At 62.3% G+C, this 13,052-nt stretch carries 14 protein-coding genes; 8 read left to right on the top strand and 6 right to left on the bottom strand.

The features are described 5' to 3' along the window. Positions 1-22: 22 nt before the first annotated feature. On the bottom strand, positions 23-400 hold the full coding sequence (locus HB630_RS11875; protein ID WP_213772453.1) for a response regulator: 378 nt from the start codon (positions 398-400) through the stop codon (positions 23-25). Positions 401-687: 287 nt separating this feature from the next. Here HB630_RS11875 and HB630_RS11870 point away from each other — a divergent pair, with 287 nt between their 5' ends. Beyond that, entirely contained in the window at positions 688-1,341 is a 654-nt protein-coding gene (locus HB630_RS11870) for a protein-L-isoaspartate(D-aspartate) O-methyltransferase (RefSeq protein ID WP_213772452.1), read from the top strand. Between the two features lie 109 nt (positions 1,342-1,450). Then, positions 1,451-2,812, top strand: a complete 1,362-nt coding sequence (locus HB630_RS11865) for a LysM peptidoglycan-binding domain-containing M23 family metallopeptidase (protein WP_213772451.1) — start codon at positions 1,451-1,453, stop codon at positions 2,810-2,812. A gap of 112 nt (positions 2,813-2,924) precedes the next feature. Here the strand turns inward: HB630_RS11865 and HB630_RS11860 are convergent, their stop codons facing one another. Further along, positions 2,925-3,896: an ATP-binding protein gene (locus HB630_RS11860; protein ID WP_213772450.1), complete on the bottom strand. Its 972-nt coding sequence runs from the start codon at positions 3,894-3,896 to the stop codon at positions 2,925-2,927. Positions 3,897-4,094: 198 nt separating this feature from the next. Between HB630_RS11860 and yajC the strand changes: the two genes are divergently transcribed. The 5 genes from yajC to HB630_RS11835 all read left to right on the top strand — a co-directional run bounded on the left by yajC (position 4,095) and on the right by HB630_RS11835 (position 8,464). Beyond that, positions 4,095-4,454: a preprotein translocase subunit YajC gene (yajC, locus tag HB630_RS11855; protein WP_213772449.1), complete on the top strand. Its 360-nt coding sequence runs from the start codon at positions 4,095-4,097 to the stop codon at positions 4,452-4,454. Between the two features lie 46 nt (positions 4,455-4,500). Continuing rightward, on the top strand, positions 4,501-6,099 hold the full coding sequence (gene secD / locus HB630_RS11850; protein WP_213772448.1) for a protein translocase subunit SecD: 1,599 nt from the start codon (positions 4,501-4,503) through the stop codon (positions 6,097-6,099). Between the two features lie 116 nt (positions 6,100-6,215). Further along, positions 6,216-7,220 (top strand): protein translocase subunit SecF, encoded by a 1,005-nt coding sequence (secF, locus tag HB630_RS11845; protein ID WP_213772447.1) that lies wholly within the window; start codon positions 6,216-6,218, stop codon positions 7,218-7,220. A gap of 3 nt (positions 7,221-7,223) precedes the next feature. After that, a complete protein-coding gene (locus HB630_RS11840; RefSeq protein WP_213772446.1) occupies positions 7,224-7,607 on the top strand; it encodes an Mth938-like domain-containing protein in 384 nt (127 codons plus the stop codon). Next, positions 7,604-8,464: a phytoene/squalene synthase family protein gene (locus tag HB630_RS11835; protein WP_213772445.1), complete on the top strand. Its 861-nt coding sequence runs from the start codon at positions 7,604-7,606 to the stop codon at positions 8,462-8,464. Before HB630_RS11840 ends, HB630_RS11835 begins: the two co-directional genes overlap by 4 nt. A gap of 7 nt (positions 8,465-8,471) precedes the next feature. On the opposite strand, the gene HB630_RS11830 is transcribed toward HB630_RS11835, so the two are convergent. The 4 genes from HB630_RS11830 to HB630_RS11815 form a co-directional block, all read right to left on the bottom strand. Continuing rightward, entirely contained in the window at positions 8,472-9,575 is a 1,104-nt protein-coding gene (locus HB630_RS11830) for a serine/threonine protein kinase (RefSeq protein ID WP_213772444.1), read from the bottom strand. A gap of 7 nt (positions 9,576-9,582) precedes the next feature. Beyond that, entirely contained in the window at positions 9,583-11,013 is a 1,431-nt protein-coding gene (gene trmFO, locus HB630_RS11825) for a methylenetetrahydrofolate--tRNA-(uracil(54)-C(5))-methyltransferase (FADH(2)-oxidizing) TrmFO (protein ID WP_213772443.1), read from the bottom strand. A gap of 107 nt (positions 11,014-11,120) precedes the next feature. Then, positions 11,121-11,273, bottom strand: coding sequence for a DUF1127 domain-containing protein (locus tag HB630_RS11820; protein WP_213772442.1), 153 nt, complete (start codon positions 11,271-11,273; stop codon positions 11,121-11,123). Positions 11,274-11,784: 511 nt separating this feature from the next. Continuing rightward, positions 11,785-12,552: a lytic murein transglycosylase gene (locus HB630_RS11815; RefSeq protein ID WP_213772896.1), complete on the bottom strand. Its 768-nt coding sequence runs from the start codon at positions 12,550-12,552 to the stop codon at positions 11,785-11,787. On the opposite strand from HB630_RS11815, the gene HB630_RS11810 reads away from it, so the two are divergent. Further along, the gene (locus HB630_RS11810; protein WP_213772938.1) at positions 12,512-12,787 is read left to right on the top strand and encodes a hypothetical protein; all 276 of its coding nucleotides are present in this window, start codon (positions 12,512-12,514) and stop codon (positions 12,785-12,787) included. The genes HB630_RS11815 and HB630_RS11810 overlap by 41 nt on opposite strands. Positions 12,788-13,052: the final 265 nt, after the last annotated feature.

Genomic DNA, 13,052 nt, shown 5'->3' with positions numbered 1-13,052 from the left:
TCACAATGACAAGGGCGTTCGTCTAAGCCGCGTGGCTTGCCAGCACCGTATCGATCGCCTTCGCCAGGGTTTCGATCGGGAACGGCTTTTGCAGCGCAGGACGGTCGCGATATTCCTCGGGAAGGCCCGACGAGCCATAGCCGGTCGCGAAGATGAAGGGGCGATTGCGTGCCTTGATCAGGTCGGCGACGGGGGAAATGACCTTGCCGTTGACATTGACGTCGAGAATGGCGAGGTCGAATTCAGCGGATTGAGCGAGCTTCATGGCTTCGCCGATCTCGCCGGCTTCGGCCGCAACGCGATAGCCCAACTCTTCCAGCATGTCGGCGACCATCATTCTGATCATCACCTCGTCTTCGACGAGGAAGACAGAACCGCCGGGTGACCGCGTCGCAGTCATGATACTATCCTCGCCCCATCCATAAATAGAGGTTGGCAAATAACACCGATTTCCGCAACGTCAACGTAGGCCGGCGGGACCTGAAAAGGCAGCCGCCGCACGCGATTTTGTCCGATTATAGGGGTGTAGCTCAAGCCAGGGGCAAGGTCCCGGCACTTCGAGGTTCCGCTGCGGGAATGCTCATTTGAGGAAATTTATTCCTTAATCGGGCGGGCCATGCTGCATCGGCCCGATCTGGTTTGAGTTGCACGAGCCTGTTTAACGCGCCTGTTTCCCACGAGAGCGAGATGTCCGCTGTGCAAAATCCGCCGGAAAAGATGATGTTTCAACTCACGCTGCGGCGGCGTGGGATCAGCGATCAGGCGGTGCTGCGCACCATGGAGGAGGTCCCGCGCGAGCTATTCGTCGAGCCGGGCGATCGCGAGGACGCCTATCGCGACAGCGCGCTTGGCATCGCCTGCGGACAGACCATCAGCCAGCCCTTCGTGGTGGCTTACATGACCGAGCAGTTGAAGCTTCAACGAAATCACCGGGTGCTGGAAATCGGCACCGGCTCCGGTTACCAGGCCGCCGTGCTGTCCCGGCTCAGCCGGGAGGTGCTGACGGTTGAGCGTTACCGGACGCTGGCCGACGCCGCCCGGGCGCGGCTCGAGACGCAGGGTTACGACAATATCGAGGTGATGCTGGGAGACGGCTTCGACCTCGTGGGGGTGACGGGCACTTTCGACCGCATCATTGTCACCGCGGCGATGGAGCAAATTCCGGAAACGCTGACGGACCTGCTTGAGTCCGATGGCGGCATCCTGATCGCGCCGATCGGCCCGCAGCATGGCGCCCAGACCCTGGTCCGCATCGTCAGGACGGCCAGCGGTTTGGAGCGCAAGGACTTGGTGGACGTACGTTTTGTACCCGCTTTGCCGGGTATCGCCCGTGAGTTGTAAATCTCGAGGATCGGCTGTCCCGCCAACATCTTATTCGCAGGGTTAAGCGGTTGTTTACTGGCGACGTGTTTACTCAAAACCGTATTTAGTTGCGTACAAGTGAGTAACCATGTCCCGTGTCGTCGAGTTGCTTAGCTCGCGCCGCGTACCGCAGGTCGCGGCACTGGCGCTGATGTCGATCGGTGTGGCCGGCTGTAGTGCCGACATGTCGACTCGCCTGTCGCAAAGCTCCTTTTCCAATGCATCGCAGTCGGAAGCCACGGGTTCGGTGCCGCCGGCCTCGGTCGGGCCGCGTGACCTCCCGCAATATTCGCGTCCGCCATACCAGTCGTCGGCGCTGCCGCCGGCGGTTTCGGCGCCACAATCCTATCCGGCGCGGCAATCCTATTCTTCGTCGGCCGAGGGCGTTTCCGGAGGAGGGCGCGGAATAGGCTCCTACGCGCCGCCCGCCCGGCAGCCGCTGGAGTCGACCGGCAGCGTCGCGCCGCGCTCGGTCGCGGCCGTTCACAAGCCGGAACAGGGCGGCATCAAGATCATCGTCGGCACCAGCGATACACTCGACGTGCTGGCGCGCCGCTACAATGTTTCGCCCGCCGCCATCATGCAGGCCAATGGCTATAAGGGGCCGCGCACGTTGTCGCCGGGCCAGCAACTGATCATTCCGCGACCGATGGCGACCGCAGTCGCCGCACCTGCCTTGGCCGTTCCGGCCAGCAGGCCCGTTGCGGTCGCAGGCGCGGCGTCGTCCGTCCATTTCGTCAACCGGGGCGATACGCTGATGAGCATCGCCCGCCGCAATCATGTGTCGCTAACTGAACTGGCCAGGGCGAACGGCCTGGAGCCATCCGCCAAACTCAGGCTCGGCATGAAGATCATGGTGCCCGCCAGGTCGGCCGCGATGGCGCCGCCGCCCGCGCAGCCGATGGCTGTCGCGACCGCTCAACCCATTGCCGCGCCGGTGCCTCCCGTCACCAGGGTGGCGGCCGTGGCCGGCGAAACCCCGCAAAAGGCGCGGTTGGCACAGTCCGCGCCGTCGCCCGAAGAGCCCGCGGTCGAAACGCCGGTCAAGGCCGCGGAAGCGACCGGGGCGCTGCCCACGTTCCGCTGGCCGGTGCGTGGCAAGGTCATTACCGCTTACGGCGCCAAGACAAATGGCAAGGCCAATGATGGCATCAATCTGGCTGTTCCCGAGGGCACGCCGATCAAGGCCGCCGACGATGGAGTCGTGGCCTATTCGGGCAATGAGCTCAAGGGCTACGGCAATCTGGTCCTGATCAGGCACGCCAATGGGTATGTCACCGCCTATGCCCATGCGAGCGAACTGATGGTGAAGCGCGGCGACACCATCAAGCGCGGCCAAGTCATTGCTAAATCGGGCCAGTCGGGCGAGGTACAGTCGCCGCAGCTTCACTTCGAGATCCGCAAGGGATCCTCGCCGCTCGATCCGCTGCAATTCCTCAACGGGGCGTGAAGCGCTGGTTCGTCATTGCCGGGCTCGACCCGGCAATCCATCTGCAAAGATGGCTTTCTTCGAAGACCGATGGATACGCGGGTCCAGCCCGCGTATGACAAATTGGTTGCTGCTACTTCCCGCTCAGCCTCACGCCCAGCCGTCCGGCCAGTTCCTGCGTGAACTGCCAGGCGACGCGCCCCGAGCGCGAGCCGCGGGTGGTTGACCATTCCAGGGCTTCGCGTTCAAGTTCTTCTTCCGCGAGCTTGATGCCGAAATGGCTGCAATAGCCTTTCACCATTGCGAGGAATTCATCCTGGCTGCAGCGATGAAAGCCGAGCCACAATCCGAAGCGATCGGACAACGATACTTTTTCCTCGACGGCTTCGCCGGGATTGATCGCCGTCGAGCGCTCGTTTTCGATCATCTCGCGCGCCAGCAAATGGCGGCGGTTGGAAGTGGCGTACAGGATCACGTTGTCGGGACGCCCCTCGATGCCGCCTTCCAGGACCGCCTTCAGCGATTTGTAGGAAGCATCGTCGCCGTCGAACGAAAGATCGTCGCAGAACACGATGAAGCGGAAACGGGAGCTGCGCAGCAACTCCATCAGTTTCGGCAGGCTTTCGATATCCTCGCGATGAATTTCGATCAATTTCAGCCGGTCCGCGGCTTTGCGGTCGGCATTGATGTTGGCGTGCGTGGCCTTCACAAGCGAGGATTTTCCCATGCCCCGCGCGCCCCAGAGCAGCGCGTTATTGGCCGGCAGTCCGTCGGCGAAGCGCTCGGTATTCTCGATCAGGATATCGCGCATCCGCTCGATGCCCTTGAGCAGGCCGAGGTCGACGCGGCTGACGCGCGGCACCGGCGCAAGCCGTCCCTCGGGGTGCCAGACAAAGGCGTCGGCGCTGTCAAAGGGCGCGGTTGGTTCGGGCGCCGGTGAAGCGGCCGAAAGATGCGCTGCGATCGCCTCGAGCGCGCGCGCAATCCGTTCCTCGGCACCTTGTTTCGGTGGCGTGGGGAGGCGTTTTGTCGCCGCGACCGGTGTTTTCCGCGCGGCCATTTTGGTGGCGGCACGAGAGGCGGCTTTATTAGGCTTTTTTGACATTTTGGGGGTTCCTCATGGCGCACCCATATCGGGCCTTTCCGGAGGCCGCAAGTTACTCAAAGGAATGGTAAATGAACGGGTTGGCGGCGTTGCAATTGGGACCGCGGCCGCTATAGTCCGCGCGAATTTGCCCGGACCGGCCAGGCGCCATTGCGTCGCCGGTTCATTCCCTACGCCCGCCTTACGAGGATTGTCCGCATGCTGATTACCCCTGCGTTTGCCCAGACCGCGGGTGGCGGCGATACCAACAGCATGTTGATGTCGCTTTTGCCGTTCGCTCTGATCTTCGTCATCATGTATTTCCTGATCCTGCGGCCGCAGCAGAAAAAAGTGAAGGACCACGCCGAGCTGGTAAAGAACATCCGCCGCGGCGACACCGTGGTGACGACCGGCGGTCTGGTCGGCAAGGTGACCAAGGTGGTCGACGACGACCAGATCGAGTTCGAGATCTCCGACGGCGTCCGGGTGCGGCAAATGCGTCAGATGATCTCGGGCGTGCGCACCAAGGGCGAGCCGGCCAAGGGTGACAGCGCCAAGGAAGATAGCTCGGCGGGTTAGTGCGTTTTCGAACGACGCGCATTGCAGATTCTGACAGGTCAACTCGATGTTGTATTTCACGCGGTGGAAGGCGCTGGCGATCATCCTGACGGCGCTGGTGGTGTGCCTTTGTGCCGTTCCGAACTTCTTCCCGGAAGCCACCGTCAAGGGCTGGCCGGCCTGGGCCCAGCGCCGTCTCGTGCTTGGCCTCGATCTGCAAGGCGGCTCCTATCTGCTGCTGGAGGTCGACTCCAACTACGTCAAGAAGGATAAGCTCGACCAGGTTCGCGACGACGTCCGCCGGACGTTGCGCGAGGCCAAGATCGGCTACACGGGTCTGGCCTCGCGTCCTGACAGCGTCGAGGTGCGTGTCAAGGATACCGATCTGCAAAACGCGCTGTCGAAGTTGCAGGATCTGTCGCAGCCGCTCACCGGCCTGCTCGGTTCCAACGGCCAGCGCAGCCTGGATGTTTCCGACGCCGGCGGCGGGCTGATCCGCCTCGCCGTGCCGCAGGCCGCCATCACCGAACGGATCCGGCAGACCATCGACCAGTCGATCCAGATCGTCGAACGGCGCGTCAATGAACTCGGCACCGTCGAGCCGCTGATCCAGCGCCAGGGCACCGACCGCATCCTGGTTCAGGTGCCGGGCCTGCAGGATCCGACCCAGCTCAAGAACATCCTGGGCAAGACCGCCAAGATGGAATTCCGCATGGTCGATACCACGGTGCCGCCGGATCAGGCTTTGCAGGGCAGGGCTCCGCCGGATTCCGAGGTGTTGATGAGTTCGACCGCGCCGAAGATTCCTTATGTCATCAAGAAGCAGGTTCTGGTCTCCGGCGGCGACCTGACCGACGCGCAGCCCGGCTTCGACCCGCGCACCAGCGAGCCGGTCGTCAATTTCCGCTTCAACAGCGCGGGTTCGCGCAAATTCTCGCAGGCGACGTCCGAAAATGTCGGGCAGCCTTTCGCGATCGTGCTCGACAATGAAGTGATTTCGGCGCCGGTGATCCGCGAGCCGATCACCGGCGGTTCCGGGCAGATTTCGGGCAATTTCACCGTGCAATCGGCGAACGATCTGGCGATCCTGCTGCGTGCTGGCGCGTTGCCGGCGCCCTTGACCATCATCGAGGAGCGTACCGTCGGTCCCGGACTCGGACAGGATTCGATCGAGAAGGGCGAATTGGCCGCCTATGTCGGCTCGATCATGGTCATCGTGTTCATGCTCCTGACCTACCGGCTGTTTGGCGTGTTCGCCAACATCGCGGTTGCGATCAATGTGGCGATGATTTTTGGCCTGTTGTCGTTGTTGAGCGCGACGCTGACCTTGCCCGGCATCGCCGGCATCGTGCTGACGGTCGGCATCGCCGTCGATTCCAACGTGCTGATCTATGAGCGCATCCGCGAGGAATTGCGCGGCGGGCGCACCGCGATCTCGGCGATCGACGCCGGCTTCAAGCGGGCGCTGTCGACCATCCTCGATTCCAACATCACCACTTTCATCGCCGCGGCGGTGCTGTTCTATATCGGCACCGGCCCGGTGCGCGGCTTCGCCGTGACGCTCGGCATCGGCATCATCACCACGGTCTTCACCGCGTTTACATTGACCCGGCTGATCGTCGCGGGCTGGGTGCGTTGGAAGCGGCCGCAAAGCGTGCCGATCTAGGGCATGATCCCGAAAAGTGGATACCGGTTTTCGGACGAGATCATGCCCTCACACAATAAAGCGAGGCATATGACCCAGCGTGGCTGGATCATATGCCAGGGAATGCGGAGCCGGTCGTGACACATTTCGTTTTGCTGGGGCTGGGCGCCCTCATCGTCGTGCTGACGGTCGTCAGTTGTTTCGGCTGGCTGCCGTCGCTGCGGATCGTGCCGGACAACACCCATTTCGATTTCACCCGTTTCCGCCGCATCAGTTTTCCGATTTCGGCTGTGCTTTCGATCGTCGCCATCACGCTGTTCTTCACCCACGGCCTGAATTTCGGCATCGACTTCAAGGGCGGCACGCTGCTGGAAGTTCGCGCCAAATCGGGCACGGCCGATATCGCCGCGATGCGCGCCAGCCTGTCGACGCTTGGGCTCGGCGACATCCAGTTGCAGCAGTTCGGCGGTCCCGACGAGGTATTGATCCGGGTTGCCGAACAGCCGGGCGGTGATGCTGCTCAGCAGGATGCGGTGCAGAAGGTCCGCGGCGCGCTCGGCGATGCCGTCGACTACCGCCGCGTCGAAGTGGTGGGACCGCGCGTATCAGGCGAATTGCTGGCCTATGGCATGCTCGGGCTGATGCTCGCGATCTTTGCGATCCTGATCTATCTCTGGTTCCGTTTCGAATGGCAGTTCGCGCTGGGCGCCATGATCGCCAACGTCCACGACATCGTGCTGACCATCGGTTTCATGTCGGTCTCGCAAGTCGATTTCGACCTCACCAGCATCGCGGCGCTGCTGACGATCCTGGGTTACTCGCTGAACGACACGGTCGTGATCTACGATCGCATCCGCGAAATGCTGCGGCGCTACAAGAAAATGCCGATGCCCGAATTGCTTAATGAATCCATCAATTCGACATTGTCACGCTCGATCATCACCCACGTCACCGTGACGCTGGCGCTGCTGGCGCTGCTATTGTTCGGCGGCAACGCCATTCACAGCTTCACCGCCGTCATGATGTTCGGCGTGGTGCTGGTCGGCACCTATACCTCGATCTTCATCGCGGCGCCGATCCTGATCTATCTTGGCGTCGGCAGTCACCGGGAAGACGCGCCGGAAAAACCATCGAAGAAGTGATCCATGCCCGACCGTTCGGACGCTCCGCATCTTCCGAGATCGGCGCCGATCGAGGCCTACGGCAAAGGCGGGTTCGCCTTTGACGATATGTCGCATCGGGGCTCGCTGCTGTGCCTGCCGGATGCGATCTGGGCCTGGCCGGTCACCAAACCCGAGCAGATCGACCGGGATTCGCTGCAGCGTGTGTTCGCGGCGGCCAACAGCATCGATACGTTGATCGTCGGCACCGGCACTGAGGTCTGGCTGGCTCCATCGGAGCTTCGCGAGGCGCTGCGTGCGGTGAAGGTGGTGCTGGACACGATGCAGACCGGGCCTGCGATCCGTACCTACAACATCATGATGGGCGAACGGCGTCGCGTCGCGGCGGCGCTGATCGCGGTGCCATGACGGATACTGCTGCGGCCACGGATGCACCGGCCTTCTGCGCCGAACTGGTCCGGGCCCATGATTTTGCCCGCTACGCCTCGACGCTGTTCGTACCGGCCAACCAGCGCCGATCACTGCTCGCGCTCTATGCCTTTGACATCGAGATCGCCCGAATCCGCACCCAGGTCACCCAGGCGTTGCCGGGCGAAATGCGCCTGCAATGGTGGACCGACATGCTGGCCGGCGCCGGCCACGGCGGCGTCGAGGGCAATCCGGTCGCGGCTGAATTGCTGCTGGCGATCCGCAGCACACGTCTGCCGGCCGAGCGGCTGTCGCGCCTGATCGAGGAGCATCAATTCGATCTGTACAACGATCCGATGCCGACGGTTGCGGCGCTGGAAGGCTATCTCGACGACACGGTGTCGGTGATGTTTTCGCTCGGCGCGCAGATCGCCGGCTGGCAATCGGAGGAGATCGAGCACCTCGCAAGCCACGCCGGACTGGCGCAGGGCATGATGCAGGTGGTTGCGGCGCTGCCGTTTGACGCGTCGCGGCGTCAGTTGTTCCTGCCGATGCAATGGTTGCAACAACATGATGTGACGACGGAAGAGGTGTTCGCGGGTAAGCAGACGCCGAAGCTTCGTGCCGTGCTCGATCAACTCGTCTCTGACGCGCAGAAGCATCTTAAGACGGCGCTCTCGCTGCTGGAGAGCGTGCCGCCGGAGATCAAGCCGGTCTTCCTGCCGCTGGCGCTGGTCCGCCGCGATCTCGAACGGATGTCGCGTCCGGACTTCGATGCCTTCGTGCCGCGCGCGCCGTCGCGGCTGCGCACGCTATGGACGCTGTGGCGCGCATCAAAGTCGCGGGTGTTTTCGTAGCAGCGGATCAGTGCGACGGCGTCGGGATGTCGCCGGCCTCAAAATTAAACCGGTCGCGCAAGTTCTTGCGCGATTCGAGGATGCTCTTCAGAAACGCGCGGTCGGTCTCATTGGCTATCATCGGCTCGATCAGGTCGATCTGGTTCATCGCCACGAGCTGCAGGATCTCGGTACGCGGCTTGCCGCTGCTGTCGCGCGGTAATGTCCGCACCACCTGGATATGTTCCGGCGGCTTTGGCCCTTTGGCTGCGGCAAGCTCGTTGTGCAGTTGCGCCTCCAGCGTGGTCCGGTCGGCTTCGACGAAGGCATAGAGCCCGACGCCGGCGCGCCGGTCGGCGAACGCCACAATGGCGGTGTCGCGAACATCGGGATTGCGTTTGATCAGATCGACCAGAACCGGGGCATCATTGACCAGTCTTCGGCCGCCGCCTTCGCGGTCGGTAAAATTGAACACGCCGCGGGTGATGGCGCGGTAGACCTTTTTGCCGGTCATCAGCCAGAGCCGCGCCGCAAAGGATTTGCGCGCGAGAATCTTGCGCTCCATCGGCGTCAGCGCTTCCGGCGCGTAGCTGCGCTTGTGCTTCAGCAGATGCCGGAGATCCTCATAGGCCGCGATGCGAAACAGCCGGCTCCGCGTCCGAAAGCAGGCTGCGAGCTGGAAGTCGGTGAGATAGGCGCGCCCGTCAGTGCCGCGCAGCCAGTTCTGTTCTTTCGCAAGATCGTTATGGCAGATGCCGGCGCGGTGCAGCTTGCGCAGCGCCTGCTTGGCCGAGCGGAAATAGGCGACATCGCCGACCGGCTTGGCGAGATGCAGCGCCACGCCGTTGATGAATCCGCGCACCAGCGCCCGCCGGCCGGCCCATAGCAGTTCCGGTCCGACATGCAGGTCGCGCGCGAGCGCGAGGGCGCGGCGCTCGCGTGCGAACAAATGGTGCGCGAGAATAAAGGACCACCACGGCACCTGATCGAGCCGGCGCAGCACCGCATCGGCCTCGCCATTGTCGCCGCGAAACCGGCCGCGCTCGACGGTTGAAAACACGTCGCGCTTCAGCAGCACGCCTTCGGTCCATCGCGCCGTCAGCACAGCGACATCCTCTTTGGGCAGTTTCATGGAGAACTCACGCCGCCGCTTGAACGTGCAGGCTGTCCGCGATCCAGCGATCGAGATCGGCCAGCGCGCGGGCGCTGATGGCCTGTTTCTTGGCGACCGTCTTTTCATTGCCGCGCAGCCGGCTGCCATCCGGATTTTTGGTCGGCGGATTGGCAAGTGGCGGAAACAGCCCGAAATTGACGTTCATCGGCTGGAACGAACGTGGGCCGGCGTCGATAGTTTCGATATGGCCGCCGGTGATATGGCCGAGCAGCGATCCGATCGCCGTGGTTGCCGGTGGCGGAGCCAGCTCCCGCGAACGGGCTTCCGCGGCGGCGTAGAGGCCGGCGATCAGGCCGATGGCCGCCGATTCCACATAGCCTTCGCAACCGGTGACCTGTCCGGCAAAGCGCAGCCGTGGCTGCGTCCGCAGCCGCAACCGGGTGTCCAGGAGCTTTGGCGAGTTCAGGAAAGTGTTGCGATGCAGGCCGCCGAGCCGGGCGAATTCGGCGTTCCCAAGCCCGGGGATGGTGCGGAAGATACGCTGCTGGGCCCCGTGCTTCAGCTTGGTCTGGAAGCCAACGATATTGTAGAGCGTGCCGAGCTTGTTGTCCTGACGCAGTTGCACGATCGCATGGGCCTTCACAGTGGGGTTGTGCGGATTGGTGAGTCCGACCGGCTTCATCGGGCCATGGCGCAAGGTCTCTGGCCCGCGCTCGGCCATCACCTCGATCGGCAGACAGCCGTCAAAATAGGGCGTATCGGTTTCCCATTCCTTGAAGTCGACCTTCTCTCCCGTCACCAGGGCGTCGACGAAGGCGTCGTATTGCTCCTTGGTCATCGGGCAATTGATGTAATCGGCGCCGGTACCGCCGGGACCGACCTTGTCGTAGCGCGACTGAAACCACGCCACCGACATATCGATCGAGTCCTTGTGTACGATCGGTGCGATCGCATCGAAGAATGCCAATGCATTTTCGTCCGTCAATTCGCGAATCGCTTCCGCGAGCGGCGCGGAGGTGAGGGGCCCGGTGGCGACGATGACGTGGCGCCATTCGGCCGGCGGCAGGCCGGCGACCTCGGTGCGGTCGATCTCGATCAGGGGATGGTCGGTAAGGGCTTTGGTGACGGCGGCGGAAAATCCGTCGCGGTCCACTGCCAAGGCGCCCCCGGCCGGCACCTGGTTGGCGTCGGCGGCGCGCATGATCAGCGATCCCAGGCGCCGCATCTCGGCGTGCAGCAAGCCCACGGCATTGTTGGCGGCGTCGTCGGAGCGAAACGAATTGGAACAGACGAGTTCGGCTAGTCCATCGGTCCGATGGGCTTCGGTCATTCGTTCGGGGCGCATCTCGTGCAGGACAACGCGGCTGCCGGCGCTGGCGGCCTGCCAGGCTGCTTCCGAGCCGGCCAGGCCCGCGCCGATGATATGCAGGGGTTCAGAGGGGTTGATGCCAGTCATCGCGCAGGGTTAGCGCTTTTTCCTGCGCAGTGGAATGCGCGAACGCCGAATACGACAACGCCCGCGCGGGGCGGGCGTTGTCCGTCGGTCAGTCAGCGAAAATTGGGTCAGCCGTTATAGGTGCCGGCTGCAACGCGCTGAATGTCCGAACGATCCAGGCCGATATCGGCCAGTTCGCGATCACTGAGCGCAGCCAGTTCAGCGAAATTGCGCTGATAGTCGCGGAACGCACGAATCATACGGATGAGCGAGAGCAACATCGATTATCTCCTTCGTCTAAGCGATTCAGCGCTTGGAGGAACGCTTCATCGTTGAAATGAATATAGACGATTATATCGCACTGCAACAGAGTTTAATGTTGCGATGCAGCTAGGCTGGAAATGCATAACAAGGACAGGAAGTGATTAACCCTCCGGCACAGCCGCCTCGACCTTGAGCGACAGAAGCTCCTTCGCCTGGAGATCTCAATAAAAGTCCTGTAAAATCAATTGAATAAGGCGATAGTGACGTGCGCCGTCGCCTCCTGCGGGAGGTGGGAATTCTGGGCAACGAATTCCAGGGGGGAAGCTATTCTCCAGGAACCGGGTAAACCGAGGTCCTTATGCGCTGACCGCATACGACGGTTAATGAATAAAGAATCAGATCTTAAGAATCGGATGTCATCCATTATCTGGAATACCGAATCGGAATCTGGCGGAACCTTCGTTAACCTGCGACGGCAAAGGCACGAAGCCGCGCGTCCCGAAACATCAATAGCCTGGATGGGAGGTTTTACGGCGCGTGCGAAAGCTGGGTCGCGAAATAGGCGATCGTTCGCGCGTAGACATCGCTCTTGTTCCATTGCTGGATCACGCTGAAGTTCGGGCTGCCGGGCTCCCAGCCCTTGCCGCGTTGCCAGCCGTAAGAAGCGAGATAGTTCGCCGTAGAGGCCAGCACATCGGGGGCGCTATGCAGGAGATCGCGGCGGCCGTTGCCGTCGAAATCGACCGCGTATTTGAGATAGGACGACGGCATGAATTGGGTCTGGCCGATTTCGCCGGCCCAGGCGCCGTGCATTTCCGAGGCGGCGAGATCGCCGCGGTCGATGATGCGCAACGCGTCCAAAAGCTGCGCGCGGAATTCGTCCGAGCGGCGGCAATCATAAGCCAGCGTCGCCAGCGAACGCAGCGTCGGAAACTTTCCGATATTGACGCCGAAATCGGTTTCCAGGCCCCAGATCGCGACCAGCACTTCGCCCGGCACGCCATAGGCCTCCTCGATGCGCCCGAGCACCGATCCATACTGCTTCATCATGTTGCTGGCGCGCGTCAGCCGCGGCGGCACCATGCGGCCGGAGAATTCCTCAAAACTCTGGTTGAAGACGCCTTGCGAATGATCCCGGGCAATCACCGACTTGTCCAGCGTCACGCCGTCCAGGCCGGACGCGATCGCTGGCTGAGAAATACCCTTGGCGGCGGCGTCGCTCTTGAAGTCGCTGAGCCAGGTCTCGAAGTTGCCGGTGTCGCAGGACGCGGCCAAGGCGGCGGCCGGCGACAGCATCAAGGCGCTGGCCGCCAATGCTCCTAAAAGAAATCGGGAGGTCAGCAAAGATCGCACGGAAATCGCTTCGCCGTTGAAGATAAATCGCAGAATCCATGAAATGCCCGCGGCAACCGCGGCCAAAACAAGGCCCGCCCGATCAGAGTGCAACGGACAGGGCGGAGAAGCAATCCACGGACCGGATGGCTTCTCTCATTATCATCAGGATTTGATCGCCGCCGGCCGGCCACAATAACCTGCTGGCTCGACGTCAGGCGTCGCGGCTCTTCCTGCACGTCATTCCTCCGTCATTTCGCTGCGGCTAAGTTGGTTCCGGCGTCCTGGTGCCGCATTGGCAACCAGATTCGAGGCGATAAACTCGTGGCGGCCGGGCTGGCACGTTTGTCCGCCAACGGCGTTGTTGTTCGGTCCTTCGCCGGATCCTTGTCTTCATTGCATTGGGAGCAAACGATGAGCATTTTCGGAAAAATCATGGGCGCGATCTTCGGCTCGCACGCCAG

Origin of the sequence: Bradyrhizobium sp. dw_78 (assembly GCF_018449525.1) — a bacterium.
Taxonomy (GTDB): domain Bacteria; phylum Pseudomonadota; class Alphaproteobacteria; order Rhizobiales; family Xanthobacteraceae; genus Bradyrhizobium.
This window is presented reverse-complemented; position numbering and strand designations above follow the sequence as displayed.

What these genes read in the sequence shown, in the direction of transcription:
- HB630_RS11875 (WP_213772453.1), bottom strand. Translation starts at nt 400, where the DNA reads ATGACTGCGACGCGGTCACCCGGCGGTTCTGTCTTCCTCGTCGAAGAC.
- HB630_RS11870 (WP_213772452.1), top strand. Translation starts at nt 688, where the DNA reads ATGTCCGCTGTGCAAAATCCGCCGGAAAAGATGATGTTTCAACTCACG.
- HB630_RS11865 (WP_213772451.1), top strand. Translation starts at nt 1,451, where the DNA reads ATGTCCCGTGTCGTCGAGTTGCTTAGCTCGCGCCGCGTACCGCAGGTC.
- HB630_RS11860 (WP_213772450.1), bottom strand. Translation starts at nt 3,896, where the DNA reads ATGTCAAAAAAGCCTAATAAAGCCGCCTCTCGTGCCGCCACCAAAATG.
- yajC (WP_213772449.1), top strand. Translation starts at nt 4,095, where the DNA reads ATGCTGATTACCCCTGCGTTTGCCCAGACCGCGGGTGGCGGCGATACC.
- secD (WP_213772448.1), top strand. Translation starts at nt 4,501, where the DNA reads ATGTTGTATTTCACGCGGTGGAAGGCGCTGGCGATCATCCTGACGGCG.
- HB630_RS11840 (WP_213772446.1), top strand. Translation starts at nt 7,224, where the DNA reads ATGCCCGACCGTTCGGACGCTCCGCATCTTCCGAGATCGGCGCCGATC.
- HB630_RS11835 (WP_213772445.1), top strand. Translation starts at nt 7,604, where the DNA reads ATGACGGATACTGCTGCGGCCACGGATGCACCGGCCTTCTGCGCCGAA.
- HB630_RS11830 (WP_213772444.1), bottom strand. Translation starts at nt 9,575, where the DNA reads ATGAAACTGCCCAAAGAGGATGTCGCTGTGCTGACGGCGCGATGGACC.
- trmFO (WP_213772443.1), bottom strand. Translation starts at nt 11,013, where the DNA reads ATGACTGGCATCAACCCCTCTGAACCCCTGCATATCATCGGCGCGGGC.
- HB630_RS11820 (WP_213772442.1), bottom strand. Translation starts at nt 11,273, where the DNA reads ATGTTGCTCTCGCTCATCCGTATGATTCGTGCGTTCCGCGACTATCAG.
- HB630_RS11815 (WP_213772896.1), bottom strand. Translation starts at nt 12,552, where the DNA reads ATGCTGTCGCCGGCCGCCGCCTTGGCCGCGTCCTGCGACACCGGCAAC.